Origin of the sequence: Paenibacillus sanguinis 2301083 = DSM 16941, from assembly GCF_000374825.1 — a bacterium.
GTDB classification, from domain to species: Bacteria; Bacillota; Bacilli; order Paenibacillales; family Paenibacillaceae; genus Fontibacillus; species Fontibacillus sanguinis.
The window spans coordinates 98231-124167 of record NZ_KB895378.1; the positions used below are offsets into that span (position 1 = coordinate 98231).

Consider the following 25937-nt stretch of genomic DNA (forward strand, 5'->3'; position numbering starts at 1 on the left):
ACTCCCTGTACTGCTTCGTCATGGAAAGACGACTTTTTGAACTACCTCTACAGAAAGAAGTGAACAGCAAGAAATGATTGGCGATATAATCCTTGAAGTTGTCTTACCTATTTTTGTGCTGATTGGCCTGGGTTCTCTCATGCAACGAGCGTTCAGGATGGACCTGTACACCCTCGCCAAAATTAATTTCTATTACGTAACCCCGGCCGTAGTCTTCCTGAGTATGTATGAATCGGAAATGTCCCCGGAGCTGCTGGGGAGCGTAACCGGCTTCTATATCCTGTATGTTCTGTTGCTGCTGGGCATCAGTCAACTCGTTAGCCGACGCTTTAAATTCGGCAAGGGTATGCGAGCGGCATTCGCCAACAGCCTGATTCTTGATAACTCCGGCAATTACGGAATGCCGATTAACCAGCTAGCCTTCCGGGGTGATCCTCTCGCCACTTCCGTTCAGGCACTTGTGATGACCTTCCAGAGCCTGGTCACGTTCACGTATGGCGTAATGAGCGTTCAGCGGGCCAAATCCGACGGTACATTAAAGGCCGCCCTGATCGGCTTCCTCAAAATGCCCGTTCCCTATGCGCTTGTGCTTGGCATGCTGCTGCATGTTCTGGACTGGCCCCTGCCTTACTTCATGTCCAAGCCGCTGTCTTATATAGCCGATTCCATGGTCGCCATTGCCCTGCTTACCCTGGGAGCGCAGATCGTCAAGTACCCGCTGAGACTGGACAGGCTGGACGTTTATCTCAGCGTAGCCTTACGGCTGTTGATTGGACCGGTCATCGGTTATCTGCTTATTGTCCTGTTAGGCTTGAAGGGAATCCCCGCACAAGCCTTGTTCATCGCCTCAGGCATGCCAAGTGGTGTTAACAGCACCATTCTGGCCGAAGAGTACGATAATGAACCGGACTTTGCCTCGCAGACCGTGCTGATCTCAACCCTTCTTAATCTTATTACTGTGACCGTACTCATCTCTTTATCCCAATATATAGGTTAGTTAGTCAAGGTCATTCTACAACACCCCCCTCCGCTGGTGGCGAAGGGGGGTGTTGTTAACACATTTCACAGGTACATTATTTGCTATTGCGTTCATGCTCCGTTTGATGCAGCTCACGAATAAATCGTTGCAGCAAATGGCTATCCTGATGGCCCAGCCCATGCTGATTTTCCTTCGCAATCATTTGGCCAATTCGTCTCTTTAGCAATTCACTACGGCGTTCCAACGCTTCACCTTGACTCAATAGCTTCCACTCCCTTTGGATTCTCTCTTCTGTACAAGCAGTAGTTCCAGAAAGTCATCCTGGGGCTGTATCCCCGACTTTCAGAACACGTACTTTAAGTATAAAAGTCCTCGGGGCTTATGGAAAAACCAGAAAAAAACGCTCTATCCCAAGATGATGCAAATTTTCGGCAGTACATAAATTCATTACCTGCCTTACATACATATCCTCTAAAATACTGCCTTATCCTCAACATACCTTTATTGCGATAAAGTTATTTTCCTTATACCACCTTAAATATGAGAAAAAGCCGTCCAGGTCTCCTGTAAGCCTCACTAGCCGCTATCACGACGCAGCCATCTTGAGGTATACTGGGCATTAAGACACAAGGAGGGAGCAGAAGAGTGCCAGATCAGAAGACAAGCCTAAGCAATCATGGAATTTTCTTTGATGTAGATGATACGTTGTACGATCATCTGGAGCCTTTTCGCACAGCTATGGACCAGGTGCTGCTTCACGGGCAAGACTTCCCGTACAAGGCTGCTTATCAGCGAATGCGCTATTATAGCGACTTGCTGTCCAGTGAAGCGGGGGGAACCCCAACGGAAAGCAAGGTTATCGAGGATATGCGAATACAACGCTTTGTCCGCACCTTGGGGGAATTTGATATTACCTTGACCCAGGAACAGGCAGCTGCCATTCAGAAGGCTTATATCGATTGCCAGTTCCGCATTCGCCCGTTTGAGGGAGCGGAGCAACTGATCCTCAGGCTTCAGGAATTGGAGGCCACCGTGGGTCTGATTACCAATGGTCCGGCAGAGCATCAATGGAAAAAAATCCGTATCCTCGGGATCGACCGCCTGATTCCGGCGGAGCTGATCTTTATATCCGGGGCCGTGGGCCTCACCAAGCCAGACCCCCGATTGTTTGAGCATGTTGCCGCCAAGCTCCATTTGCCTGCCGGGCAATGCTGTTATATCGGCGACTCCTGGCGCAACGATGTGGTAGGCGCCAGTGAAGCGGGATGGCGTATGCTTTGGTTCAACCATCGCGGAGTTCAGCCCGAGTCGGAAGGACAACACCCCCACGAGCCAGCTGCCAGCTATGCCGAGCTCTCCCGGCTGCTTCTGGGAGATTAAGACAAAGCCAACACCCAAAGGAGGCAATAGCTTTCTTCAACTTGACATGATAAATTTATTTATATCATGGGCAAGTTAGGTATAAGTCCGTATCCAATAAGGAGATTGCTATGAACGGATTCCTTTTATTAATTCCTTTTGTACTGATCAGATTTGGACTTTTAAGCCTGTTGGGCAAGCAAGCGCTGAGACGTGCCGCATTCTTCGCTCCGCTGATTGGAGGAGAAAGGGCCGCCTACTGGTGTTACCAGATTTCAAACCTTCTAATATTGATCTATCCCTTTTTCCTGAAGGTTACGACTGAAAAACCTTGGCTATATGCTGGATTGACAACCTATGGATTAGGTATCTTGCTGTGTCTTGCAGCTGTTGTCAATTTTGCCAAACCGGCGGCAAATGGCATGAATCTTGATGGATTATACCGGCTCTCCCGCAACCCGATGTATATAGCTTATTTTATTTACTTTTTAGGCTGTGCATTGCTTACACAGTCCTTTCTACTATTTGTCATCGTGATGGTCTTTCAAATATCAGGGCATTGGATTATCCTGGCCGAAGAGCGCTGGTGTCTACAGAAATTTGGACAACAATACAAGCATTATATGAGTAAAGTCAGGCGTTACATTTAGAAAAATAACGGGGAGCATCGGCATCTGGCCAACGCTCCCCTTTTTTTCACCGCAATTGCAAAATATCTACGCCATAAGGCTCAAGCTGCAAGGTTCTGTCCCGATCCAGCCCATGAAGCACGCTGCGGTAGTCCGCATTCAGTGTCACCTGACGTGCCTCGCGGCAGAGATTAAGCACGAACAAGAAGCTTCCGGCTTCCCCGCTTCTGACCGCCACTTGCACACCGTCGGGCAAGTCAGTGGCCGGGCAATCAATTCCCCGCATCTCGGCAATCTGACCCAATAGCCGCTTCAGATAGGCTTCCTCCGGGTGAATCCCCAGATAGTAGACCTGTCCTTGCCCATAGCGGTTGACCGTTACTGCGGGAAGCCCGCGATAATAATCCTCATCATAGAAGGCTATAGGCTCCGCACCCTTCAGATTCAATAGATCGCACCACTGTGTTCCCAAATAGGTATGCCCTTCGGCATCTACAATTTGATGCGCATCCTGTCCGATAGGATCGTACTCGTCCACAGTCACCCCCGCAGCGGCAGCCAGCAGCCCTGGCAGCGGCATCATTACATGTTGATTATTCATATGCTTGGCCCCGGTACGCGTAGTCAAGATGAGTGTACCTCCTGACTCGGCAAAGGCTTCCAGCCTGGCGGCGACCTCAGGATTCATTAAGTACAAGCCCGGCGCAATCACCAGCTTGTAGCCCTGTAAATCCTCGGTCCACTCCAGTGCATCGCAGCCGATCCCCAGTTTCGTCAAAGCCCGGTGGAAGTCCTTGATATTCTCGTAATAATCCAGGCCCTCAGCTTGCGGTTGAATGCGAAGCGCCTCTAACTGCTCATGGGACAACAAAATAGCCACCTCATGGTGTGGTTCTGTTCCCTCCAGTGCCTTAGACAGTGTATTCACCTCGCTGCACAATTGCGAGAATTCTGTAAATCGGCGTCCCAACACATTGCTGTGATCAATAATGCCGTGCCAGAACTGCTCCGCTCCTGCCAGAGCAGAACGCCAGCGGAAATGCACCACCGTATCCGCTCCCTTGGCAATCGCTTGCCAGGCATAGGCTCGAATCAATCCAGGATATGGGGCGCGCCATGTCGGGAACCAGGCGCCTGGAGGGCCGCTAAGCTGCTCCATAATCCAGAATTTGCGACGCTTGACACCGCGTGTCACATCTAAAGACAATGCCCCGCTATATGGGGCCGTAGCCTGCTTGGCCGGATTTGTATTCGGATAGTAATCGAAAGAGACCACATCCAGATCCGCTCCAATTCGGTACAAGTCCAAACGTTGTGGGTAAGAGTGCAGATTATGCGTGACAAAATGCTTTGGGCAATACTTACGAAGAATTTCGATCTGCCCGCGTTGGAACTCCGTAATGGCCTGCCACTGGAAGCGGGTGAAGTCGAGCAGATACGAGGGATTCTGATGTCGGGAGCCGCCATAAGGAACCCCTACCTGACTCCAGTCATTGTACTCCCCGCTCCAGACCACGGTGCCCCATTCCCGGTTAACGTCCTCCAGCGAGCCATACTTGCGTTGCACCCACTCGCGAAAACGCAGGCTGCAAGTATCGCAATGACAATCAATGACCCAGAACTCATTGTCCGTCTGCCAGCCAATGACCGCAGGGTGATCCGCGTACCGCCGGGCCATCGTCTCCACCATGCGCGAGCCGTACAAACGCAGTGATTCGCTGGTGTAGCACCGATGCCCCCGAACGCCGGGATGATGGGTGTTACCGTTGGCATCTATCGGCAGGATATCCGGGGCCAGCTCCGTCAGCCAGCGTGGTGGTGTATTGGTGGGTGTGCCCAGAACGACCTGGATTTGATGCGCCGCAAACAAATCTATGGCTTGATCCAGCCACGCGAAAGTGAACTGCCCTTCGGACGGCTCCAGACGACTCCAGGCGAATTCTGCCAGCCGGACCACCTTCACCCCCGTAATTTCCATCAGCCGAATATCCTCTTCCCAAAGCTGCGATTCCCAATGCTCCGGGTAATAGACGACTCCGATTTGAACTTGATCTGATTTGGTAGTTGGCCGCATAATATCCATTCCCCTTATAATAGGAAGAGCCACCTCTCCCTTCTTTGCAGAGAGAGGTGGCTTGCCTCGTATTACTTCCTGTAAGCCCCAATTTTTGAGGTCGCATTATAATTCTACTTCAACTTGTCCCAAGCAGCTTGCATATTTTTCTGCCAGTTCTCTACATCACTCTTACCTGCCAGGTATTGCTGAATAGCACTGCCGAATTCCTGAGCAACCCCATCGGGATATTTGCCTGCTTGGTGAGCAAAAATTTTGCCTTCATCTATATAATTCACCAAATCAGTAGCAATGGGTCCCATATCCTCTGGAGTAGCTTCAATCGTAGTCATAGCCGGGATGAACTTGAATTTCTTCACAATATACTCCTTACCCACGTCCGAAGTAACCAGCCAGTTCAGGAAGGTTTTCGCTTCTTCCTTGGCATCGGAGTCTTTATTGACGACCAGGTTCACCGGAACACCAATGGTCACTCTGCCCGTCTTCTCAACATCATCATTAATTGCCATAGGAAGTACACCGATATTCATGTCTGGTGTAATGCCATCAATCATGGATTGCGACCAGTTCCCTTGCTGCATCATGGCCACTTCTCCATTAGCAAACATAGTCACCTGAGTATTATAGTCGGTGGTAAGTGGATTTTTGTTGCCATAATCCAGGGTTAACTTCATCAGCTTGGCCCAATCGGCAAAATGCTGGTTGCCAACGATGGAAGAGGTTCCTTCATTCAGCCCTTTAATAAAGCCATCAACATCATCCTGGTTAGCAAAAGCAACACTGATTCCCTGGCTGCCTACCAACCACCATTCCTGATAAGCATTAGCGAAAGGAGTGATTCCTGCGGCTTGTAATTTCTTTGCTGCCTCTTCCAGCTCCGAATAGGTTTGTGGAGTGTCAGTAATCCCTGCCTTGGCAAACAAGTCTTTGTTGTAAACGAAGCCAAATCCTTCAAGGTCAAGCGGCAAGCCATAGACTTTGTCGCCTTTGGTAATCGCTTCAGCCGCCAGCGGCACGAGATCGCCAACCCAAGGTTGATCAGACAAATCCTCCAGCTTTTCTTCCCACATATCCAATTTGGCATATCCATTATTGGAGAAAATATCAGGAGCATCACCGGAAGCAAACTTTGTTTTCAAGGCTGCATCATAATCGGCTCCCCCGCCTACAGTCTGGATATCCAGCTTGATGTTAGGGTATTCCTTCTCAAATTCTACCTTCAATTCATTAAGACCTTCAACAATCTCGGTTTTAAATTGGAAGACCGTCACGGTCTTTTGTTCCTGACTGCCATTGCCTTGACTTTCTCCACCCTTATTGGTACCGTTTGCAGAATTTCCGCTGCCACAAGCTGCAACAAGTAATGACATGACTAATAAAACAGATACCATGACAAGATTTTTAGGCTTTTTCATCCTCTAATTCCCCCTAATCTGTTTTTCATTTTATTGGAAACAGCGGGCCGGGGATCAACCCTTGACCGATCCCGCTGCGATTCCCTCTACAATGTAACGCTGTAAGAACAAGAAGAAGATAACCACTGGTGTAATACCTAACGCCAGAGCCGGGAGTGCAATGTCCCATTGCTTGCTGTATTGTCCGAAGAATGAAAATGTAGCTAGCGGTATCGTCCGCATTTCCGGACGCTGCAAGATCAATGAAGGCAACAGATAATCATTCCACACCCACAAGCAGTTGAGCACAATAGTTGTCATCAGCATCGGCTTCAACATCGGAAGCACAATGCGGAAGAATACACTGATTCCCGTACAACCGTCAACGGTGGCAGCTTCCTCGATTTCCCGCGGGATCGATTTAACAAATCCATGGAAAAGGAAGACGGCCATCGGTGCTCCCAAACCAAGATAAGTCATAATTAGCCCAAAGTGCGAGTTGTTAACTCCCAGTTCATTAACTACTCGTAACAAGGGCATCATGATTGTCTGGAAAGGAATAACCATCGATGCGATGAACAGCATGAACAAAATACGGTTGAACAAGGTGTTGGAGCGTACCATGCGATACGCACCCATCGCACTGATTAGTGCTAATACGCCTACACTGATTACAGTAATGATCAGAGAGTTAGTGAAGGCTTCCGGGAAGCGGGTAAGCTCCCAGGCCCTTGCATAGTTTTCCCATTGAATCACCTTGGGCCAGCTCGCCGAATCAGACATGATCTCCCCGAAGGGCTTGACCGAATTGACAAACAGGAAGTAGAAAGGCGAAAGGAAGACCAAGGCAACAATGCCCATAATAATTTCTGTCGTCAAAAGTCTGCCGTTATATTTCTTCATTACGCTTCGACCTCCTTGCTCTTCGTCAGACGAACCTGGAACATCGTGATGATCGCCACAATGATGAAGAACAGAATCGCCTTGGCCGTTCCCAAACCATAACGGTTATTTTGGAACGCTTCATTATAAATGTTCATAGCCACGGATTCCGTAGATTTAAATGGTCCGCCCTTCGTTAACGAAAGGTTAAGGTCAAACATCTTGAACGCCCAGGAGATAGCCAAGAACAAGCAGATCGTCACCGCAGGCATAATCAACGGTATAATGATGCTGCGCAGCATTTGCCAGCGGCTTGCACCATCAATCTCTGCGGCCTCCATAACCTCGGAAGGAACATTGGTTAAGGAAGAGATATAAATGACCATTAAATATCCGGCTGTATGCCACACAAACACAATCATAATTCCCCAAAACCCGGTTGTCTCATCCCCGAGCCATGGTAGACCGAAAAAGGACCATCCAGTCAACTCATACACCGTGTTAAAACCCTTGATAAAAATAAACTGCCAGATGAATCCCAGCAACAGGCCGCCGATGACATTAGGCATAAAGAATATCGTACGCATAATGTTCCGAAGCTTCAACCTTTTGGTCAAAAAATAAGCAAGGAAGAAACCAACGATATTCGTAAGCACGATGCCTACTACGGTGAATTTGGTAGTAAACCAAAAAGAAGACCAGAAATCAGGATCGTTTGTAAATATAATTTTAAAGTTATCCCAGCCTACCCAATTTACTGTACTTGCCACGCCATTCCAATCGGTCATTGCGTAATACATACCAAGTAAGAATGGAACTACCATGATGATGATAAAGAACAAGAGCACAGGTCCTACGAAAAATAACTGAAGTCCCCATTCTGACGCTCTTTTGTTATTCATGGCGCAGCCCCCCTTTCTTTCTAGCGAATAACTGTTGTATTGTTATTATGACTTGGGGCAGCAACTAAACACACCTACAAATGTGAACACTCAGGTGGAATTTATTGATCGGGAGAATTGGAATACTTATGAAATGGAACAGCATCCGAACCAAACTGATTGTCTTTATGCTTCTGGCCACAACCATCCCCATTGTTGCAACGATGGTCGTTACCTATTACTACACAGCGCATTCATTGAAGGCTCGCGTTGCAGCAGAAGATGTCAACCTTCTGTATCAGGGGGGACGTAATCTGATTAACCTGCTGGATGATATCAACCGTACCTCATCGAATATTTACAACATTTCAAATCTGGTGCAAGGGGGCTATGAAGATGTCCAAAGCAATTCACGGGTATATGCCGTGTTATCCAATATTTCTACATCCGTGCCAGACATCTTCCAAATTTACCTTTACGAGCATAGCAGCCGAAAGGCTACGATTGTATCGCAAAATACACCCCAGCGCAACTTCAACGTGGACCCCTATGCCGATGTTATTGGCGAGGGGCAAAAAAGCGTATGGATACAGCCCAGCCATATGAGCCATACTTACGGGCTGGTCTCCTTATCCTGGCGATACCCGCCCGAGCCGGTGTTTACCGTGCATCGCAAGATTGAAAAAGTACCTTCCACCAGTATTATTGGCTACTTGTCGATCGATGTTAAATTGTCTGCTTTGAGCGACATTGTCGATCAGTTGTATGAGCAAAGCCGGGAAAAAATTTATATTTTAGATGATAACGGTTACATCATTTATAGCGATGAACAGAGCAAGATCGGGAACAAACTTGAAGAGCCATGGTACACCCGGCAAATCGCTGGAGCAAGTGAACCAAGCGGAAATTTTGAAACAGAAGGCAGTGTATTCGTCTACCACCAGATTTCAGGCGTGGGAGCTGACTGGACACTGGTCAAGCAAGTCCCCGTAGCTTACCTGACCCAGACCGCCATTAAAACAGCAGGTATCAACCTGTTACTGCTGGCCGTGTCGCTTATTCTAATCATTCTGGCCACGATCATTATTTCTTTGAGAATCACGGCCCCGATCAAACGCCTATCCAGCCATATGAACGAGGTGCAGCAAACGGGCAACCTCAATGTGGATGTGTTGCCTGCCGGGAAAGACGAGATCGGTCTGCTCACCAAGCGCTTCAGGACGATGCTGGACACGATCAACAATTTCATTCTAAAAGAATACAAACTGGAATTGTCCAGTAAGAACAATCAGCTTCGGGCCTTGCAGGCCCAAATCAACCCGCACTTTCTAAACAACACCTTGCAGATCATCGGTACACTTGCTCTGGAGTTAAAAGTCCCGCAAATATACACCTTGATCTCGGCACTGGCGAAAATGATGCACTACAGCATGCACAATAGCGACCGATTCGTGACTTTGAAGGACGAGCTAGATCATGTCAAAGCTTACATGGAGCTGCAGAAGGAACGCTTCGAGGGACGATTCTCCTTCACAGCGGATATTCCCCAGGAACTGCTGGCTCTGCGCATGCCCAAGCTGATTCTCCAGCCGATTATGGAGAACTATTTCAAGCATGGCATTGATCGCTCCCAGAAGGATGGCCTCGTTGGCTTGCGGGCATTCCTTGGCGAGGAGGGCTACGTGACCATTATTGCTTATAATAATGGAGCACCTATCCCGCCCGAGAAGCTTGCGCTGTTGCAGAGCAAGCTGAAGGAAGCAGCAGAGTACCCCGATAAGGAAACTTCCATCGACCCACAGACCAGGAAGACCGATCCGCCATCTTCCATCGGCCTGGTCAATGTGTTAACACGCTTGCGCCTAGTCTATGGAGAAGAGGCTTCCTTGGCGATCAGCCCGCCTGAGGCGGGCGGCGTTCAAATTATACTGAGAATACCTGCGGTAGAAGCCGCACCGTACGATAGAGATGGAGAGTGAGAGAGCATGAGAGCTTTAATTGTCGATGATGAGGTACGAGTTCGCAAGGCTGTGCGCTTGCTGGTCGATTGGGAAAGCCACGGTATAAGCGATGTTGAGGAAGCAGGCGGGGGCAATGAAGCCATTGACCTAATTAAGGCAGCCCAGCCACAGCTTATCATTATGGATATGATGATGGGATCGGGTCATGGGCTTGAACTGATGACCTGGGTGCGCGAGCATGCCAGGAACGTGAAATTTATCGTGGTCAGCGGACATGACGATTTTGAATTTGTGCGCAGCACCGTAAGGCATGGAGGGGTCGATTATATCCTCAAGCCAATCGATCCCGCAGCCATCAATGCTGCGGTAGCCAAAGCGATAAACCAATGGCGCGAGGAGGAGCAGGAGCGTCTGGATATGCAGTACCAGAGCATTCGACTCAATGAATTCAAGCCTGTATATGGGGAGAAGCTGCTCTCCTCCCTGATTGATGATCCCGGTTCGGCCGAGGCCTCCTTGCGCCGCTTGCGGGAGGAAGGGGTTATTCCTCCATCCGCAACATCTGCCCGCCTGCTGCTCTGCCAGATTGATGCCGGGGATACCATTCTTCAGCAGCGCTTCGGGCATAATAGCGAGTTGCTGCATTTCGCTCTCATTAATATTTGCAATGAATTCCTGCTACCCGGCCGGTCCGGCATTGCGTTCAGGCATTGGGGGGCACCCTTGGAGATTCTCCTGCTCATCTGGGAACGGACCGAGCAGGCCTTCGAGCAAGCCGAGCAGATCAATCAGGGGCTGCACCGCACCTTGCAGCGGCGGCTGCACTTCGGGTTAGGCCAGACAGGACCTCTGCCCTCCAGCCTTCCCCAGCAATATAGTGAGGCATTGACGGTACTGCGCCGTCGTAATTTGCTTGAGCCCGATCGCTTCATTCATTTGAATACCACGGGAGCATCCACTATGGCATCCGGCAAGCCGATCGTAAGCTTCGCCAAAGTACAAGAGGACTGGAAGCTCGCTGTAATGAGCTCCGATCCCGTGCAAATGACGGCTGCAGCCGAGCGATGGATCGATGAACTTTGCCGCAGCGGCAAGGTCACTCCCGAGCTGCTGGGGATTTGGAGAAACGATATTTTGTCGTTTCAGACCAGGCTTATGCAGGAGACCTTTGGCGAGCAGGCAGAGGCCATGCTCAAGGAGGAGCTTCCTGAAGAATCAGGTGCTTCTGCACCAGCAGGTGCAGTCACTACGATGCCCAATCCTGATAGCTACACCTTCTCCCGTTATGTATGGCGGGAATGGTCATTAAAGATTATCCAACAAACAGCAATGCTGCTTTCCCGGCAGCCAGCCAAGGAGAAGCACACTATGGCTGATATCGTGCAATATGTGGAGCAGCATTATCAAGCTGACTTATCCCTGCAGGACATCGCAGCACAGTTCTATGTAAGCCGGGAATACGTATCCCGGAAGTTCAAGCAGGAATTCGGCATTAATTTCTCCGACTATCTGAGTCAATATCGGATTGACAAGGCCAAGCTGCTGTTGGCCAATCCGAATTTGAAGCTGCATGAAATCGGCGAGATGGTTGGCTTCCGCGACGTCAAATATTTCAGCAAGGTATTCAAGAAGCTGACGGGCGAGTCACCGCGGGATTTTCGCGGAAAATAAGCTCAACCCTCCTATTTGAATGAATACGTCAGCTTGTCACTTGGGCATCCGAATTTTGGCCCGAACCATCAACAGAATCCGGGTTGCTTTGCCGTGGCCCCTCCCGCCGCTGCTTATACAGCTCAGGCAGCGCGACGCCCAGCAATACCAGCAGGACGCCAAACCATTGAATGCCGCTGACATGCTCATGAAGTACGACACTGGACAGCAGCACCGCTACCGGCAGCTCGGAAGCACCAAGAATTGCAGCCATCCCTTCGCCTGTCGACGGTACCCCGATGGCAAACAGCAAGGGGGGAAGAAAGGCTCCCAGCAGGCCAAGGAAAAATCCGTAGGGCAGCAAGCCTTGAAGCAGCGTTCCATCGAACAGGAAGGTTGGCGGAAACAGTAGAAATACCAGCAGCATGCCGCCGGTAATCATCCATCCGCTGCGATATACCGGATGAGCAGAAGGTATCGCTTTTCCGCTCAGCAGCACGAACAAAGTATAGCTGACGGCCGCCAACAGGCCAAATACGATGCCACGCCAATCGTAACCACCGCTGCTCCGTTCAAATACGCCGGCGGCCAGTAAAGTGCCTACAAACAGGATGAGCAAGGTGAACATGACAATTTTATGCGGGCGTTTCCTCTGGACTATCGTTTGCAGCAACACCCCCATCCAGGTGAACTGGAACAACAGCACGATGGCCAGTGAATTCTGGATATAATGCAAGGATTGATAATAGAGCAGCCCCGTAATCGCCGTGGGCGCACCCGCAGCGAGCAAAATCAAGCGTTGCTTCCAACTCAGCTTCATGACGCCAGAGCCGGGAACAGCCGAAGCCCTGCCTTTCTGCTCCCTGCGTCGCTCACCCAGTTTAACAAAAAGAGCCAGCAGCCAGATCAACACAAAGCCTGTCAGCAGTTGACTGCCAACCACCTCGCCGAGCGAATATCCCTGACCGTAGGCCTTGTTCACGATAGTAGACAACACTCCATAGCTGACAGCGCCTAGAAATACAAGCCATTTATGTCTCATTACGTATGACAATCTCCTTCTGTGCATAAATTATCGTGCTCATCGCAGGTTCACCAACGCAAAAAAACTCCCTTGCCGGAATATAGACCGTCCAGTTGCTTGAACTGCGATCTGATATTCGTAGCAAGGAAGTTCGGCTTCCTGTAGAGACCCCCGCCCCGTGACTGGCGGAGTTATACGAATTGAACACTGCATGTTATTATCCGTTATTCCGCAGGATGCGTCAACCCCATAAAAATGTCCCCCCATAAAAATGTCAAAGTGGACGCTCATAGACATTTCTCGGGGCACCTATCAATTCCGATTCGCCGCAAAGCTGGAGCTGAAAAACTCCAGCTTTGCGTGCTATTTGCTTTAACCCTTCTTGCACCAAGCGAGGAAAGCATCACTAACGACCTGACCTGCAACTCCATTCGGATGCGGATCATCCGCAGAGCTCATGAATTCCCGACGTTCCAGGTGGGCCTCCGGCTCCGGCCTGGACAGCAAAGCCGCCATGTCAAACACGTGGTCTACTCCCGGAAGTGCGGAGTTGCGAAGTATCTCGTTGACTTTACGCCAATGCTGCTCCCGCTCATCTTTGAAATTAAACGGGGGCACGGTAAATAGAATGATCTCCGCGGAAGGGTCATGACTCCGCAATGCAGAAATGATCGACGTCAAGTCAGCCAACAGTTCCTCCGCCGTCCGCGCCCCGATATCGATGTCATTGACTCCAAGCGCCAATACAACCTGAGTACCGGAGCCCGGAACCTGCCCCAGCTTCACCTTGCCCAGCCAGGCGGCATCTCCCGCGGCATCATAAGCCCGCGCCCAGCCGGAGCCCAGATTCCACACCCCGTAGTCGGCTCCTAATCCCTCGGCGATTCGGGCCACCCAATACTCATAGCCGTCCTGACGCGTCCTGACCCCCTGGGTGATGGAATCACCGAGAAAAATCAGCCGTTGTCGCACCGGCTTCACATATCCGATAAATGCTGGCAGCACAAGCAGGTTGGCGGAAGCCTTAAACTCATCGGCGCCTGCCATCCCGGCCTGATTGCCGGGAGCATCATAAGCGCTGACGAGCATTTGCTCTGTATTGTAAGGCACGCTTGTCCCTTTCGGTGCCGTGATCGTCCAGGTAAAGGCCAGCAGATGCCCCTCCGGCAGATCGATCGATACGGGATCACTCCAGAATTGCTCGCCCGGCGTCACCTCCCTGATAGCGTTTCCGTCAAAGGCAACCTGAACCTGTGAGCCGTTCATAACCGAACCATCCGCCACAGCTCCGCCATCAGCGATATAAGCCGCCTCAATACGCCAGTTGCCGCCAAGCAGACCGCCCTTGGCCACTGTACCCGTATCCCAGGTGGAATCGACCGCATTGCTATGCCAGAACCGCAGCTCAAGCGGCCCGTTTTCCCGTAATTTTAAAAATGTTCGATAAGTATGGGTGAAGCCCTCCTCACGTACCATTATATAATTACACGCCGTGGATACGACGGTGGCCGAAGCATAATTCTTCATCATCCGCTATTCCTCCATCCCGCCATCTAAAACTGCCTTGTATTTTCGATTTTACATCATCCTTCTCCATAAGTGATAGCAACTTTTGACAAGTAAATTGCGTTTAAATGATGTATGGTGGTAACACACTTCTGGAAGGGAGATTTTTATGAACAGCAAATGGATGTCGTTATGTTTGGCAGCTTGCTTAAGTCTCGGAACCGTGGGGGCTGATGCCGCCGAGCAAAAGGACGTAACCAAGACCAGCAGCCAATCTTTGCAGCAAGCCTTTAATACATTGTCGATCATCCCATCTGACTATAAGGGCAAGGCCTTTGTCCGGGGAGAAAAAAGAGAAATCAGCGGGGATTATCAAGTCGTACAAAAAAATGGGCGCGTGCTCGTTCCCATACGTCTGATGGGCTATCTGGCCGAGCAAAGCACAGGCCCTGATGAGGGAATGTGGAATGTCATCTGGGATGCCAAGAATCCGGGCGACATCACTCTCAGCAATCCCACACAGAAGAAGACCGTCAAGTTCAAGCTCAATAACAAGAGCATGCAGGTGAATGGGGAGTCGGTTGCCCTTGACGTTCCCGCTCAAATGATCAATGGGAGAGTCATGCTGCCTCTGCGTGATGCCGGAGTTGCGCTCGGCAAACAGATCACTTGGCTGAACGGGCTGATTCTCATTGGCGATGAAACAATTGATGTGAAGCATCCGCAAACGCAAGCCGTTCAAGCTGCGATCAAGAAGCAATTAACGGATCCCCGCCAGCCGATTGCTTATGATAAGGTAGCAACACCGCTAACCCGGGTTAACAATACTAACTATTTCATGAAGACCTTTTACCGCAATAATGGGAATGCCGTCGAAGATCAATTATTCCGTCAGACCTCCAACAACAAAAATGTTCGTGTTGAGGTCCCCGGACAACCTTTATTTTATTCGGCCAAGATCACTGGAGACGATTTTTATTACTTATCTAAGGTGAACGATGAAGTCTCCCTTTACGCTTACAATTTCTCCACCCTTAAGCCACGCAAAATCGTTTCGCTGGGAAGCTGGGATATCTCGCCGGGCTGGGGTTGGCTGTCCGATGTGCAGATACTGGATGGCGAGCTATATGTCAATCTCCATCAAGGAGACTCGACTATGGGCGGCGATACCCTTTACCAAGTGAAGAACGGCTCACTGAAACAAATGGGATCGATGAAGAGCATGATTGGGTTTGTCAAAGACCGGACTAATCTGTACTATACCGATTTTCAGATGATGGGCGATCCAGCAAATAACTTATATCGGATTGATGCCAATTCAGGCAAGTCGGTCGTGCTTGGAGAACCCGGCTATGCATACGGCATCATACGTCATTCATATGAACACGGAGGTGTCGGCTACACAGGAGATACCTCGTTAATCTTGAAGAATGGCTCGCTGTATGCCCTCGGGTTAAAGGATAGTGAGCCCGACGACACCACTGCCTTATACCGTATCAGCTTGACCGAACGCAAGCATGAGCAGATCATCGCGAACACGCAGCGGTTCTGGATCGTTCAGGAGCAGGTTTATTATCTGGATGGAAATACCGGAGCACTGATGCGTGCTGGCTTGGACGGAAGCCAACCTGAACGTATCACACCAGATCAGATTAATGTATTGAAGGTACACAACAACCTCTTCTATTACACCCTGAAGGGGAACCAGGGCACAGAGCTGTATCGCTATAATCCGGTCAGAGGGCAAGCGACCAAACTGGCCAGATTGCCAGAGACCAGCGATTCCGATCTTGGCCTTTACATCGGAGAGACGGGCATTTACTATATCGCTGAGGGCTACGCCCCCGGTATTTACAAGCTTGGAGCAGACGGCAGCAAGCAGCATCTCGTGAAGGATACCATCGGGCAAGCTGTACTAAGTGATGCAGGCATCGTCTACACATTAAGGTATGAGGAAGGCGTGTATTCGGTTAAGTAACGCAGACATGACAAAACGGCGGCAAGCGCCGAGGCTGGATTTTACCACCCTTGGCCTTGCCGCTGTTTTCTTGTTGCTTCTGAAAGTCTTGCGGCAACCGCCTGCCTTGCTTTCTTCCTCAGCCAGTGATTGGCTTTCCCCACTGCTTATAATACCCGTTGCAGAAAAGAGCGAGTTCGTTCATGCTGCGGATGCTCAAACAATTCCTCCGGCTTACCGGACTCAATAAATGCTCCATCAGCCATAAACAGAACACGATCCGCCACTTCGCGGGCAAAGCCCATCTCGTGCGTTACTACAATCATCGTCATCCGTTCCTCGGCCAACCGCTTCATCACCTGCAGCACTTCACCCGTAAGCTCAGGGTCCAATGCCGAGGTTGGCTCATCGAACAGCAGAATTTCCGGATTCATCATCAATGCCCGCGCAATGGCTACCCGTTGCTTTTGCCCTCCGGACAACCGGGATGGATAAACGTCGGCCTTGTCCAGCAAGCCTACCTTCTGGAGCAGCTCCGAAGCTTTGTCACGAATATCGACGGGAGGCAAGCCCTTCACAAGCCTGGGCGCCAGCTCCAGATTAGCTCGTACCGAAAGATGCGGGAACAGATTGAAATGCTGGAACACCATCCCCATTCGCGCCGTCATTTGCTTGATTGCAGCCGGCCTCGCATACTGACCTTCCTTAACCAGATAGTCCTCCCCAATGCGGATGCTGCCGGCGTCCACCTCTTCCAGGTGGGCAAGACTGCGCAGCATAGTGCTTTTCCCCGATCCTGAAGGGCCAATTACGGCGATAACTTCGCTGGCATCCACACTGAAGGATACGTCATGCAGCACCTCCAAAGCTCCAAACCTCTTTTTGACATTGGCAAGCTCCACAATCCCCATATTCATCCTTCCAGTCCTCTAACGTTACTCAAATTTATACTTTCGCTCCAGCGCCTTAAATAATATGGTCAGCACCAGCGTCATCAGCAAATAGATAACACCGGCCAAGACCAGCGGCATGACTGTAAAGTCACGGTTAACCGCCGTTTGGGCGAAATGCAGCAATTCCGGCACGGCGACCGCATACAGCAGAGCCGTATCTTTCACCAAGGTAATCGACTCGTTGGAAATGGCCGGTAAAGCAATTCGCAGCATCTGCGGCAGCACGATCCGGGTCGTCGTTTGCCAGCGGGTAAGCCCCAGCACTTTGGCGGCCTCATGCTGCCCCTTATCAATGGCAAGCAATCCTCCGCGGAAGATTTCGGCAAAATAAGCAGCATAATTCAGGGTAAATGCCAGGCATGCGGCAACAAAGCGATCCATGACCAGATATTCCCCAATAACCGGAAGCACCGGCAAGCCAAAGCAGACAAACAACATTTGCAGCAGCAACGGGGTTCCGCGCATGACATAAATATATCCGCTCCCCAGCCAGGCAACCAGCTTGATCCGGCTGCGAACCATAAAGGTGAGGGCAAAGCCAAGCGGGATCGAGGTAGCTATCGCCAGCGCAAACAGTAAAATCGTAGTTCGTGCACCCTCCAGCATCGGCCCTGCAATACTAATCATATATTCCAGGCTCATCTGTGTTCTCCTATTTCAGCACTTTATCTTCGCCGAACCATTGCTGTGAGATTTGAGCTGCCGTACCGTCCGCATTCAGTTCATCCAACGCTTGCTGCAACCGGTTCAGCAGCTCCTCATTGCCCTTCTTCACACCGATGCCATATTCTTCGGGAGCCAGCGATTCCTCCAATAGCTGGAAGGTGCCTTCTTCCTTGGACATATAGTATCTGGCCACGACCTCATCAATAACGACTGCATCAAGCCGCTTCGTCTTCAGGTCGCTAAGAGCAAGCACATTGTCCGGGAACTCCGACACCGATTTGATTTGATCCTTAACCGGTGCGGCGTTCAAAGCATCCGCTGCGGAAGACAAGGATTGTAGCCCCACTGCTTTGCCAGCCAGATCAGCCAGTGTATGGATGTCCGAGTCAGCCAAGGTAACAACCACTTGACTGTTCTTCAAATACGGCTTGGTGAAGAGAACCTTCCCCTTGCGCTCCTCTGTAATCGTGTAGCCATTCCAGATCAGATCGATCCGCCCGCTGTTCAGCTCGGATTCTTTGGCCTTCCAATCAATAGGCTGAAAAATGACTTCTGCCCCCATCTTCTCGCCCGCTGCCTTGGCGTAGTCGATATCGAAGCCTACAATTTCATTTTTCTCATCACGGAAGCCCATCGGCGCAAATTTATCATCAATGCCGATAACCAGCTTATTGTCATTTTTGGCAGAGCCGCCACACCCCGCTAACACGGTTAACATCAGTCCCAAGATCAAGCTTAATACTACAATTTTTCTACCCATCATCATGTTCTCTCCCTTATAGAGGTTGTTCAAAAAATCGTCTTCCCAGGACGAAGCTGTTCGAGGAGTAAGTTCGACGTCGAATCTTGAATTCACCCGGAACTTCCGTTGCTCACGTACCCACTACGTACGCTCCGCTACTCAGCCCCAAGCTTCATCCAACCTTCTCGGTCCTGTAAACCCGATTTTTTGAACTCGCACTTTATAGAGGTTGTTCAAAAAATCGTCTTCCCAGGACGAAGCTGTTCAAGAAGTAAGTTCGACGTCGAATCTTGAATTCACCCGGGCCAAGCATATGCTTCCGTAGTATGTTTCTTTCAGAAACATTTGAGTTGCTCACGTACCCACTACGTACGCTCCGCTACTCAGCCCCTAGCTTCATCCAACCTTCGTCAAATTCAGCGACCGACGCTTTAGTTCGTTAATACGTTATCAGACTCTCATAATAACATACTAAGATAAAGTCGTCGATAGATTTGCCGCTGCCCGTCAGCTTCTCCCTGCGATCTGTGACAGTTCCCCGAACATTCCCGGCCAGGTGCTCCCGGCCCTTATCTCTCGTAGAAAAAACAAAGGAACCATACAGACCGCAGTCTGTATGGTTCCTGCAACAAGTAGTTGCTATGAACTTATTGAATGATGTCCAATGCTTGCAGCAAGCGCACGAGAATCACGGCAGCTTGAGCGCGGGTTGCCCGCTCGTTCGCTCCAAAGAGCTGACGCTGATCGCCCTGGAGAATATGTTGCTCCGTCAGCCAAGCGATATCGGCCGCCGCCTCACTCGGAATGGACGCCTGGTCCTTGTAACGGTTCAAAGCAGCCGTAGCCGGTTGTGCCGGTTTGTCATCAGCCGCCTGGGCATAACGCAGGGCACGAGCAATCATAACGCTCATGTCCGCACGGCCAAGCGTATCTTCAGGCGCAAATCGCGTTTTGCCGCCCGCAAGGATGCCCGCTTTGACCGCTGCCCCGATAACCCCAGCCATTTCCCCACTCACATCCGTGTAGGAATTTGCCGCCGCATCCGGCTGCAGACCGAGACCTGCTGCCAGCCAAGAGACGAATTCGCCTCTCTTGATAGCCTGATTCGGTACAAAGCTCCCATGATCTGCAAGGCTCGGGATTTTGGCGCTCAATGCTTCCACAGCAGCTTTGGCCCAATGCCCTTCCAGATGAGCATACGGCGATTCATCGGTTGCTCCGGCAGGCTTCGCTTGCTCGGTGATCCGACCTTCCACCAGTGGATTTACTGAACCGCCCAGCCGCTCCACATGCTCCATAAATATTTCATAATCGGGATATCCCAGATCTTCGTGATACGCCCCTTGCTCAATCGCTTGAGCAAAGGAAGCATAACCATCACCACCCGTTGCTACAAAGCTATTAGTTGCCAGGCGATACTTTGCCGAAGGATTAAGTGGAACATAAGCATCCTCTTGCTTGATCTGCACATCGAACACCCGTTGTCCCTCCGGTTGTGCCGGATCCCATTTGAAAGTCATACCTGCGATTTGCGGGAATTTCCCGGGCAGATCGTCCGACTTGGCGCCGCTCACCCCGTTTTCCAGCCCGTCCTTAAGCTGTTGACCGGTCACATCAAGCACGAACAGCGTGTTGCCGAAAGGCATAACCGTACGCAACTCACCCATCGTAATCTCGCCCTCATCGATCAGGGCGCGAATACCGCCCCCGTTCATCAGAGCCACATCCGCTTCCTTCAATTGACGAGCCTTCTCCAGCATCCCGTCGGCGATCAGGTTCCCTAGATTGGTTTCCTTGGAGCGCACGTTTTCACGTACACCATCCAGCACCACAGCTGCTTGACCTACCGGCTGCTTCTTCAGTTCTTCCAGTTCCTCGTTATAAGGAGCCAGCACTTCCTTCGCTGTAGCATCTTCAGTGACTTGCTTCGGATCAACAGCGATCAGATGTCCGGTTGTTTGTCCCGGGCCTGTCAATACCACTCCTTCACTGTCAAAGACCACATCCACACGTCCCAGGAACTTACCCCATTCATTGGCTTGCACGATAGCCGTTGGCGTACCATGCACATCATCCACCGCAAATTGCGGAGCATCCAGCTTCGTATGAGTGTGACCGCCCACGATCAGATCAATGCCTTCCACATCAAGGGCCAGCTTCTGGTCCCGTGCATAGCCAAGATGCGACAGAGCGATGATGATATTCAAGCCTTCCTTCTCCATCGCGGCCACGGTTGCAGCAGCCGAAGCGGTTGCATCATTGAACTTCACTTCCTTGCCACCGTTGGACGTCTCCGCGGTATCTTCCGTAGTCAGGCCAAATACACCTACCTGATGACCATTCACGTCAAGCACCACGTAAGGATAGACACCAGCTTGCGCTGTTGTTTTAGGTGCTGCAGCATCCAGGGTCGTTGGCGATTTCAGCAATGGCAGCATGTCCTGATTGGTGCTGAAATCAATATTTGAGCTGACCAGCGGGAATTGAGCTTTCTTCACGAACTCGGCCAGCGCGCCCGTTCCTTGATCAAACTCGTGGTTTCCGAAGGTCATCGCATCATAGCCCATCATATTCATGAAGGCCAGATCCGCCAAGCCAAACCATTTGGTAAAATACAAATCTCCCGAGAACACATCCCCGGCATCCAGCAGCAGGCTATCCTTTTCCTCAGCCCGAATCTGCTTCACCAGCGTTGCTCTTCTGGCTACCTCAGCCAGATGGGCATGCGTATCATTCGTGTGCATTACCGTAAGCTTCCAGGTCTCTCCTGAAGCCGGCTTCTGTGCCTTAGGGGCTCCCAATTCCAGCACCGCTACCGTGCCGCTTACCTCATTGGCTACGAGCAGCAATGGACGTTTTGTAGGACTAGCCTCGGCCGGAATAAACTCCAGCCCTTCCGGTCCCGTGTCCGTATCCAGCTTCTTGGTAAAATCCCGTGGATTCAGATAGGCGGCAAATTGCGGCTTCTCAGGGTTGGTTACATCGTAGGCCATCACACCACCGATGCGCTCCAGACCGGTGAAGGCGTAAAGCTTGCCATCCACTTCGCCCACCGTAATATACTCGGGTTCAGGTCCCTTCTTGGGGCTCCGCTTGTCCTTATTCACCTTGCTGTGATTGGAGTTGAAGACATCTGGCAGACGCTCGGAGGTTATCTTCTCAAACTCGTTGCCACTGTCATAGACCTGCTTCATATCATCAGCATTCCAGATTGAGAAGGAGCGGGCACCGTACATGTAAACACCGTTCGGCCCCATATCCGTGGCTACCTCTACGTCCTCATAGGATTCACCTTTGTCCTTCAGAAACTGAGCTGCCCTGGAGTCGGGGTTAAGTCCGGCCAAATCCTTAAGCTTCGTCACCCCAACGCGCCCATCCCATTCGGTGGCATCGCCCTCATTAGCCGTGAAGAGATACGTCTTCCCACCTATCGTATAGGCATCAATCCCATCTGGCATGTACATGCCAGAAAACGGCACATTCTCCAAACGAATCTCTCCGTCCTCCACCAGATCAAGGGAGTTCCTTGGATCACTCAGATCCTTGAAGCCCAATCCCTTCACGGATAGGACCTTTCCTGCAGCAATATCGATTGCAGCCATCGCGTTGTTCTCCTGAAGTGATACGTAGGCCGTCTTCTCATCAGAGGAAAGGGCGATATACTCCGGCTCCAAATCAGTCACAGCATCGGCCTTTGAGCCGCCTCCCGCAATGATTCCGGCCTGATTGGCGGTGCCGCGAATATGCACCTTGTCATCAATTACGGTTGGGTCGTCGAATTTCACATGTGTAATTCGGTTCTCCTTCGTATCTACCACTGTAACACTACCTTCAGGGTCAATGCCCTTCACACGCGGCTCGCCCTCATCAGCAGTCAAAATATAGCGGCCATCGGATGTAAATTTGACCATATCAGGCTGTATCCCGGCTGCATATTCCTTCACCAGCTTGCCGGCATAATCCAATACAAGAATTTTGCCCGCCTTATTGGCGTCAGCTTCCTGCACAGCCACCGCAATTTGCTTGGTTGTCGTATTGATATCGATGCTCGTCAAGTCGCCAAATTTGAACCCTGAGGATTGTTCAGCCAAGGCCTGGACGTTAATCGTTGCCTCTTTGCCAAGTTGACCGGATGTCTTCAGCGGAACGATATCGATGCTTGGCGGCTCGGATGAACCATTGATTACATAAAATTTCCCATTATCCTGATTGTAACGGACAATTTCGGCCACGCCGCCATCCTCGCTAGAGGTTCCTATTGAATAGGAAGCGATTTTCCTGATGCCAAGCGCATCTGATGCAGGGTTCTGCAAAGCGGCTGGCAGCTTGTCCGCAGCAGCATCCTGTGCCAGCTTCGCCGTTTCTGCAGCAGCGGCTCCCCCAACCGGTCCGATCAACGATACAGCAATCGATGCGGCCATACATAAAGAAAATACCTTGCGACTCTTCTTCAACCTGATTCCTCCCCAAATGTTCAAAGATCATTCCTGGGAATTATAACAGGAGAATGTTATCGCAAGTCCTATAATTCATACTGATTTATGTAAAATTTAATCTACTTCATAAGCTTCTTTAGACATCATTTTTCTCGCTTGCTTGTTTTGCCTTTTTTATTCCCACTTATATACCTTGAAAATCAGCTCAATCTAAAAATTAGCGGTTGATCGTTAGCAAGACTTATAAGGCGCATTGCACGAATCCCAAGAATTCGCTGAATACCGCTGGTTCCCAGGTTCTATTCGGGGATTCCTCTTCTTTTATAGGGAAAAACTCCCGTTAATGGCTCAAATCCACTAGAAATCGGGGATTTATATGGATTTCCTCATGCTAATCATCATAAAATGGGCGATTTTTGGGGAAAAGCCAAAAATTAGCATGAGTTTTTCCCGTTATATGTGATATTTGGTGAAATACAGGAGAATTAGCATGAGGATTTCCGGTTAGAGGTATATTCGTTTTTGATTTGCTCCCAAAGAATGGATCATGTCAACCTCTGGTTTTTGTTTTGATTCTGAAAATCTGGACAAATCACGGGCTAAACATGAAATTTTCCACGGAACTTTAGGGGGGATTCCCCGGTCCAGCGCTTGAACTGGCGGCTGAAATGGGCAATGTCTTTATAGCCGAGCCGCAGCGATACCGATTCTACGGATAATTGCGGCTCCAGCAGCAACAGCTTGGCCTTCTTCAGCTTCAGCGCGGATAAATACTGGCGTGGGGACATGCCGTACACACTGCGAAATATCCGGTTGCAGGACGAGGGGCTATAACCCAATCCGGCCGTCACTGCGGCGACCGTCTCCTGTACTTCTCGATCGTCGGCAGCGCTTCCAGTTTCCTGCAAAGTGACTCCCTCCCCGCGAACAGCCGCCTCTTCTACACAGCGTTCCAGACCTGACGCAATCTCTGCCGCAAGCCGATTCATCCGAATGGCTGCACCGCCTTCTTCATTTTCAGCAAGCCCTTCGCTTAGACCGGCGAATAGCTCGAACACCGCCGCCAACGTTCTCATCTTGTCCGCCAGCCTTGCATCTGCCCCATGTGAGGTAAGTTCAATCAGCCTATCCAGACTAGGACGGACAAGCCGGGACAGGGGACTATCTGCGGTGTACAGTGCCGGCTCCTGGCGATACAGCAGCTCTCGCAACATGCGCTCATCGACATCAAAGTGCAAGCAGTAGTATGTCATTGGCTCCGACCCCAGCGCCCGGCTCTCATGAATTTCTTCTGGGCGAAGTAGCAGAAGGTCTCCAGCCTCCTGAACATAACGCTTTGTTCCCACGACGATCTCCTGACAGCCTTCCAGCAGTAAATTCACTTCAAAAAGCGGATGACTATGCTTCGGGTAGGACCACTCTCCGGTGACAGTGCGCAAATGAGCTGCAAATATTTTAAAGGTAGAGTCCATATCCGGCAGCATAAATTCCGTAATTTCAGGCTTTATCATCCTTCTTCCTCCTGCCTGTATATTCATTACGCCTATAGTTTGAGACTTATGCCAGACGCCTGCTCCCGCTATGCTCATTTTGGGTAAATGACTTAGCCGTTTGGGCATGGGTTTAAGGCGAAATAGCTGGTTACAATTAAACTATCATATCTATCACTAAATAGACAGGAGGCCAGCCACTTGGGGAAGCCAAGAAAAGCCCATCAACGCTTGCCGTCCGGCAAATTTGATGGGCTTCTTAATTATCTCAACCGATAGGCTGGTTCTTCTGTTTATCGCTTTGCCTGTAACTCTGGCGGATTACTCTGGCGGGAGATCAGGAACAACGTTCCCCAGATCAGCATAAACCCGATAGCCTGAGCGACCGTAATCATCTCCTGGAAGGCCACCCAGTTGACCAATACGCCAACCATCGGGAAGCTCAGCTCAGCGAGCGTAGCGACCGAGGCCTTGGTCGTAGTCAGACCTTTATAGTATACGAGCAAGCTCAGCAATCCAGGCAGCAGTGCCTGGCCCAGCATATTCAGCGACAATGCAGCCATTTGCGAGGCGCCCTGCGGCAAGTTCCAGGCCGCTCCTTCGTTCCAGGTGATCGCAAGCAGCAAGGGCAACGCCAGGACGAAGCGCAGCGAGGTCACCGTTTCATACTTCATGTGGCCTACCATCAGTCGACCCATAACGGTGGAGCCGCCCCACAAGGCTGCGGCGCCCAGCGAAAGCAAGCTTCCTATCTGCACAAAATCGTGCAGATGGCCGATCGGCATTGTAAATCCGAAGGTAAGCAGATACGTGCCAGCCAATGCGATAACCAGCAAACCGAAGAAATGTCGCGGCAGCTTCTCCTTAAGCAATAAGCTGGCCAGGATGATGGCGAATAACGGCTGCATCTTTTGCAGCAACAGTACAGCATTGACATCGCCGCTAGCAAGCGCTGTGGTGAACAGAATAGTGGCCATGGCCGAGCCGCCCCAGGAGAGGAACAGCAGGGCGCCGCCTTGCCGCCAGCCAATTCCCTTAAAGTCCGAACGATTCCTCCAAAGCACCGGAAAGACGATTAAAGCGATAATTATATGCTCGACCAACACAATCTGAGCCGAGGTGAGCGATTTAAGCAGGATAATCCGGAATAGCGGGTCTACCCCCCACAGGGCTGCACCCAATACCACCAGCCAGAATCCGCTCCGCGATTTTCGTTCTGCAGTTCCTTGAGACGATGTGCGCTGGCCTGCGCCAACCGCACCAGGCAGAGCCCCCGTATTGCCACCAGCCTGCAAGTTGACATTCGCTGTACTAGCTTGGCTTAGGCCACTGATATTTGCCTTCTTCATGATAC

The 25937-nt window shown here is 50.7% G+C and carries 19 protein-coding genes and 1 riboswitch; of the genes, 6 read left to right on the plus strand and 13 right to left on the minus strand.

All coding sequences use genetic code 11. The features are described 5' to 3' along the window. Window positions 1-73 precede the first annotated feature (73 nt). Window positions 74-997 (plus strand): AEC family transporter, encoded by a 924-nt coding sequence (locus C557_RS0106570; RefSeq protein ID WP_018751044.1) that lies wholly within the window; start codon window positions 74-76, stop codon window positions 995-997. A gap of 76 nt (window positions 998-1073) precedes the next feature. Here the strand turns inward: C557_RS0106570 and C557_RS25150 are convergent, their stop codons facing one another. Next, window positions 1074-1241, minus strand: a complete 168-nt coding sequence (locus C557_RS25150; RefSeq protein ID WP_018751045.1) for a hypothetical protein — start codon at window positions 1239-1241, stop codon at window positions 1074-1076. Window positions 1242-1624: 383 nt separating this feature from the next. Here C557_RS25150 and C557_RS0106580 point away from each other — a divergent pair, with 383 nt between their 5' ends. After that, window positions 1625-2359, plus strand: a complete 735-nt coding sequence (locus tag C557_RS0106580) for an HAD family hydrolase (protein WP_018751046.1) — start codon at window positions 1625-1627, stop codon at window positions 2357-2359. A gap of 110 nt (window positions 2360-2469) precedes the next feature. Next, the gene (locus C557_RS0106585; protein WP_018751047.1) at window positions 2470-2988 is read left to right on the plus strand and encodes a methyltransferase family protein; all 519 of its coding nucleotides are present in this window, start codon (window positions 2470-2472) and stop codon (window positions 2986-2988) included. Window positions 2989-3034: 46 nt separating this feature from the next. Here the strand turns inward: C557_RS0106585 and C557_RS0106590 are convergent, their stop codons facing one another. The 4 genes from C557_RS0106590 to C557_RS0106605 form a co-directional block, all read right to left on the minus strand. Continuing rightward, window positions 3035-5041 (minus strand): beta-galactosidase, encoded by a 2007-nt coding sequence (locus C557_RS0106590; RefSeq protein ID WP_018751048.1) that lies wholly within the window; start codon window positions 5039-5041, stop codon window positions 3035-3037. Window positions 5042-5154: 113 nt separating this feature from the next. Then, entirely contained in the window at window positions 5155-6456 is a 1302-nt protein-coding gene (locus tag C557_RS0106595) for an ABC transporter substrate-binding protein (protein ID WP_018751049.1), read from the minus strand. 54 nt (window positions 6457-6510) lie between these two features. Further along, entirely contained in the window at window positions 6511-7338 is an 828-nt protein-coding gene (locus tag C557_RS0106600) for a carbohydrate ABC transporter permease (RefSeq protein ID WP_018751050.1), read from the minus strand. Beyond that, on the minus strand, window positions 7338-8219 hold the full coding sequence (locus C557_RS0106605) for a carbohydrate ABC transporter permease (RefSeq protein WP_018751051.1): 882 nt from the start codon (window positions 8217-8219) through the stop codon (window positions 7338-7340). Before C557_RS0106605 ends, C557_RS0106600 begins: the two co-directional genes overlap by 1 nt. A 128-nt stretch (window positions 8220-8347) precedes the next feature. On the opposite strand from C557_RS0106605, the gene C557_RS23080 reads away from it, so the two are divergent. Next, window positions 8348-10177 carry a cache domain-containing sensor histidine kinase gene (locus C557_RS23080; RefSeq protein ID WP_018751052.1) on the plus strand — a complete coding sequence of 610 codons (1830 nt, stop codon included), beginning with the start codon at window positions 8348-8350 and terminating at the stop codon, window positions 10175-10177. Between the two features lie 6 nt (window positions 10178-10183). Next, entirely contained in the window at window positions 10184-11830 is a 1647-nt protein-coding gene (locus C557_RS0106615; RefSeq protein WP_018751053.1) for a response regulator transcription factor, read from the plus strand. A 28-nt stretch (window positions 11831-11858) separates the two neighbouring features. Here the strand turns inward: C557_RS0106615 and C557_RS0106620 are convergent, their stop codons facing one another. Together C557_RS0106620 and C557_RS0106625 are read right to left on the minus strand one after the other, a co-directional pair. Then, on the minus strand, window positions 11859-12851 hold the full coding sequence (locus tag C557_RS0106620) for an EamA family transporter (RefSeq protein ID WP_018751054.1): 993 nt from the start codon (window positions 12849-12851) through the stop codon (window positions 11859-11861). A 101-nt stretch (window positions 12852-12952) separates the two neighbouring features. Next, window positions 12953-13052: riboswitch (purine riboswitch) on the minus strand. A gap of 153 nt (window positions 13053-13205) precedes the next feature. Then, complete coding sequence (locus tag C557_RS0106625; protein ID WP_018751055.1) at window positions 13206-14363, minus strand: SGNH/GDSL hydrolase family protein; 1158 nt, start codon at window positions 14361-14363, stop codon at window positions 13206-13208. 145 nt (window positions 14364-14508) lie between these two features. Here C557_RS0106625 and C557_RS0106630 point away from each other — a divergent pair, with 145 nt between their 5' ends. Beyond that, window positions 14509-16317, plus strand: coding sequence for a stalk domain-containing protein (locus tag C557_RS0106630; RefSeq protein ID WP_018751056.1), 1809 nt, complete (start codon window positions 14509-14511; stop codon window positions 16315-16317). Window positions 16318-16463: 146 nt separating this feature from the next. Here the strand turns inward: C557_RS0106630 and C557_RS0106635 are convergent, their stop codons facing one another. The 6 genes from C557_RS0106635 to C557_RS0106660 form a co-directional block, all read right to left on the minus strand. Beyond that, on the minus strand, window positions 16464-17207 hold the full coding sequence (locus C557_RS0106635) for an amino acid ABC transporter ATP-binding protein (protein ID WP_018751057.1): 744 nt from the start codon (window positions 17205-17207) through the stop codon (window positions 16464-16466). 24 nt (window positions 17208-17231) lie between these two features. Next, window positions 17232-17891 carry an amino acid ABC transporter permease gene (locus tag C557_RS0106640; protein WP_018751058.1) on the minus strand — a complete coding sequence of 220 codons (660 nt, stop codon included), beginning with the start codon at window positions 17889-17891 and terminating at the stop codon, window positions 17232-17234. A 10-nt stretch (window positions 17892-17901) separates the two neighbouring features. Next, window positions 17902-18675, minus strand: coding sequence for an amino acid ABC transporter substrate-binding protein (locus tag C557_RS0106645; RefSeq protein WP_026263334.1), 774 nt, complete (start codon window positions 18673-18675; stop codon window positions 17902-17904). 629 nt (window positions 18676-19304) lie between these two features. Next, on the minus strand, window positions 19305-23111 hold the full coding sequence (locus C557_RS23085; RefSeq protein ID WP_020608492.1) for a choice-of-anchor I family protein: 3807 nt from the start codon (window positions 23109-23111) through the stop codon (window positions 19305-19307). Window positions 23112-23692: 581 nt separating this feature from the next. Continuing rightward, window positions 23693-24604 carry a helix-turn-helix domain-containing protein gene (locus tag C557_RS0106655; RefSeq protein ID WP_018751060.1) on the minus strand — a complete coding sequence of 304 codons (912 nt, stop codon included), beginning with the start codon at window positions 24602-24604 and terminating at the stop codon, window positions 23693-23695. 272 nt (window positions 24605-24876) lie between these two features. After that, window positions 24877-25932: a DMT family transporter gene (locus C557_RS0106660; protein WP_018751061.1), complete on the minus strand. Its 1056-nt coding sequence runs from the start codon at window positions 25930-25932 to the stop codon at window positions 24877-24879. Window positions 25933-25937 lie beyond the last annotated feature (5 nt).

Coding starts and splice junctions, on each gene's coding strand:
- C557_RS0106570 (WP_018751044.1), top strand. CDS start 74: ATGATTGGCGATATAATCCTTGAAGTTGTCTTACCTATTTTTGTGCTG.
- C557_RS0106585 (WP_018751047.1), top strand. CDS start 2,470: ATGAACGGATTCCTTTTATTAATTCCTTTTGTACTGATCAGATTTGGA.
- C557_RS0106590 (WP_018751048.1), bottom strand. CDS start 5,041: ATGCGGCCAACTACCAAATCAGATCAAGTTCAAATCGGAGTCGTCTAT.
- C557_RS0106595 (WP_018751049.1), bottom strand. CDS start 6,456: ATGAAAAAGCCTAAAAATCTTGTCATGGTATCTGTTTTATTAGTCATG.
- C557_RS0106600 (WP_018751050.1), bottom strand. CDS start 7,338: ATGAAGAAATATAACGGCAGACTTTTGACGACAGAAATTATTATGGGC.
- C557_RS0106605 (WP_018751051.1), bottom strand. CDS start 8,219: ATGAATAACAAAAGAGCGTCAGAATGGGGACTTCAGTTATTTTTCGTA.
- C557_RS23080 (WP_018751052.1), top strand. CDS start 8,348: ATGAAATGGAACAGCATCCGAACCAAACTGATTGTCTTTATGCTTCTG.
- C557_RS0106615 (WP_018751053.1), top strand. CDS start 10,184: ATGAGAGCTTTAATTGTCGATGATGAGGTACGAGTTCGCAAGGCTGTG.
- C557_RS0106620 (WP_018751054.1), bottom strand. CDS start 12,851: ATGAGACATAAATGGCTTGTATTTCTAGGCGCTGTCAGCTATGGAGTG.
- C557_RS0106625 (WP_018751055.1), bottom strand. CDS start 14,363: ATGATGAAGAATTATGCTTCGGCCACCGTCGTATCCACGGCGTGTAAT.
- C557_RS0106630 (WP_018751056.1), top strand. CDS start 14,509: ATGAACAGCAAATGGATGTCGTTATGTTTGGCAGCTTGCTTAAGTCTC.
- C557_RS0106635 (WP_018751057.1), bottom strand. CDS start 17,207: ATGGGGATTGTGGAGCTTGCCAATGTCAAAAAGAGGTTTGGAGCTTTG.
- C557_RS0106640 (WP_018751058.1), bottom strand. CDS start 17,891: ATGAGCCTGGAATATATGATTAGTATTGCAGGGCCGATGCTGGAGGGT.
- C557_RS0106645 (WP_026263334.1), bottom strand. CDS start 18,675: ATGGGTAGAAAAATTGTAGTATTAAGCTTGATCTTGGGACTGATGTTA.
- C557_RS0106655 (WP_018751060.1), bottom strand. CDS start 24,604: ATGATAAAGCCTGAAATTACGGAATTTATGCTGCCGGATATGGACTCT.
- C557_RS0106660 (WP_018751061.1), bottom strand. CDS start 25,932: ATGAAGAAGGCAAATATCAGTGGCCTAAGCCAAGCTAGTACAGCGAAT.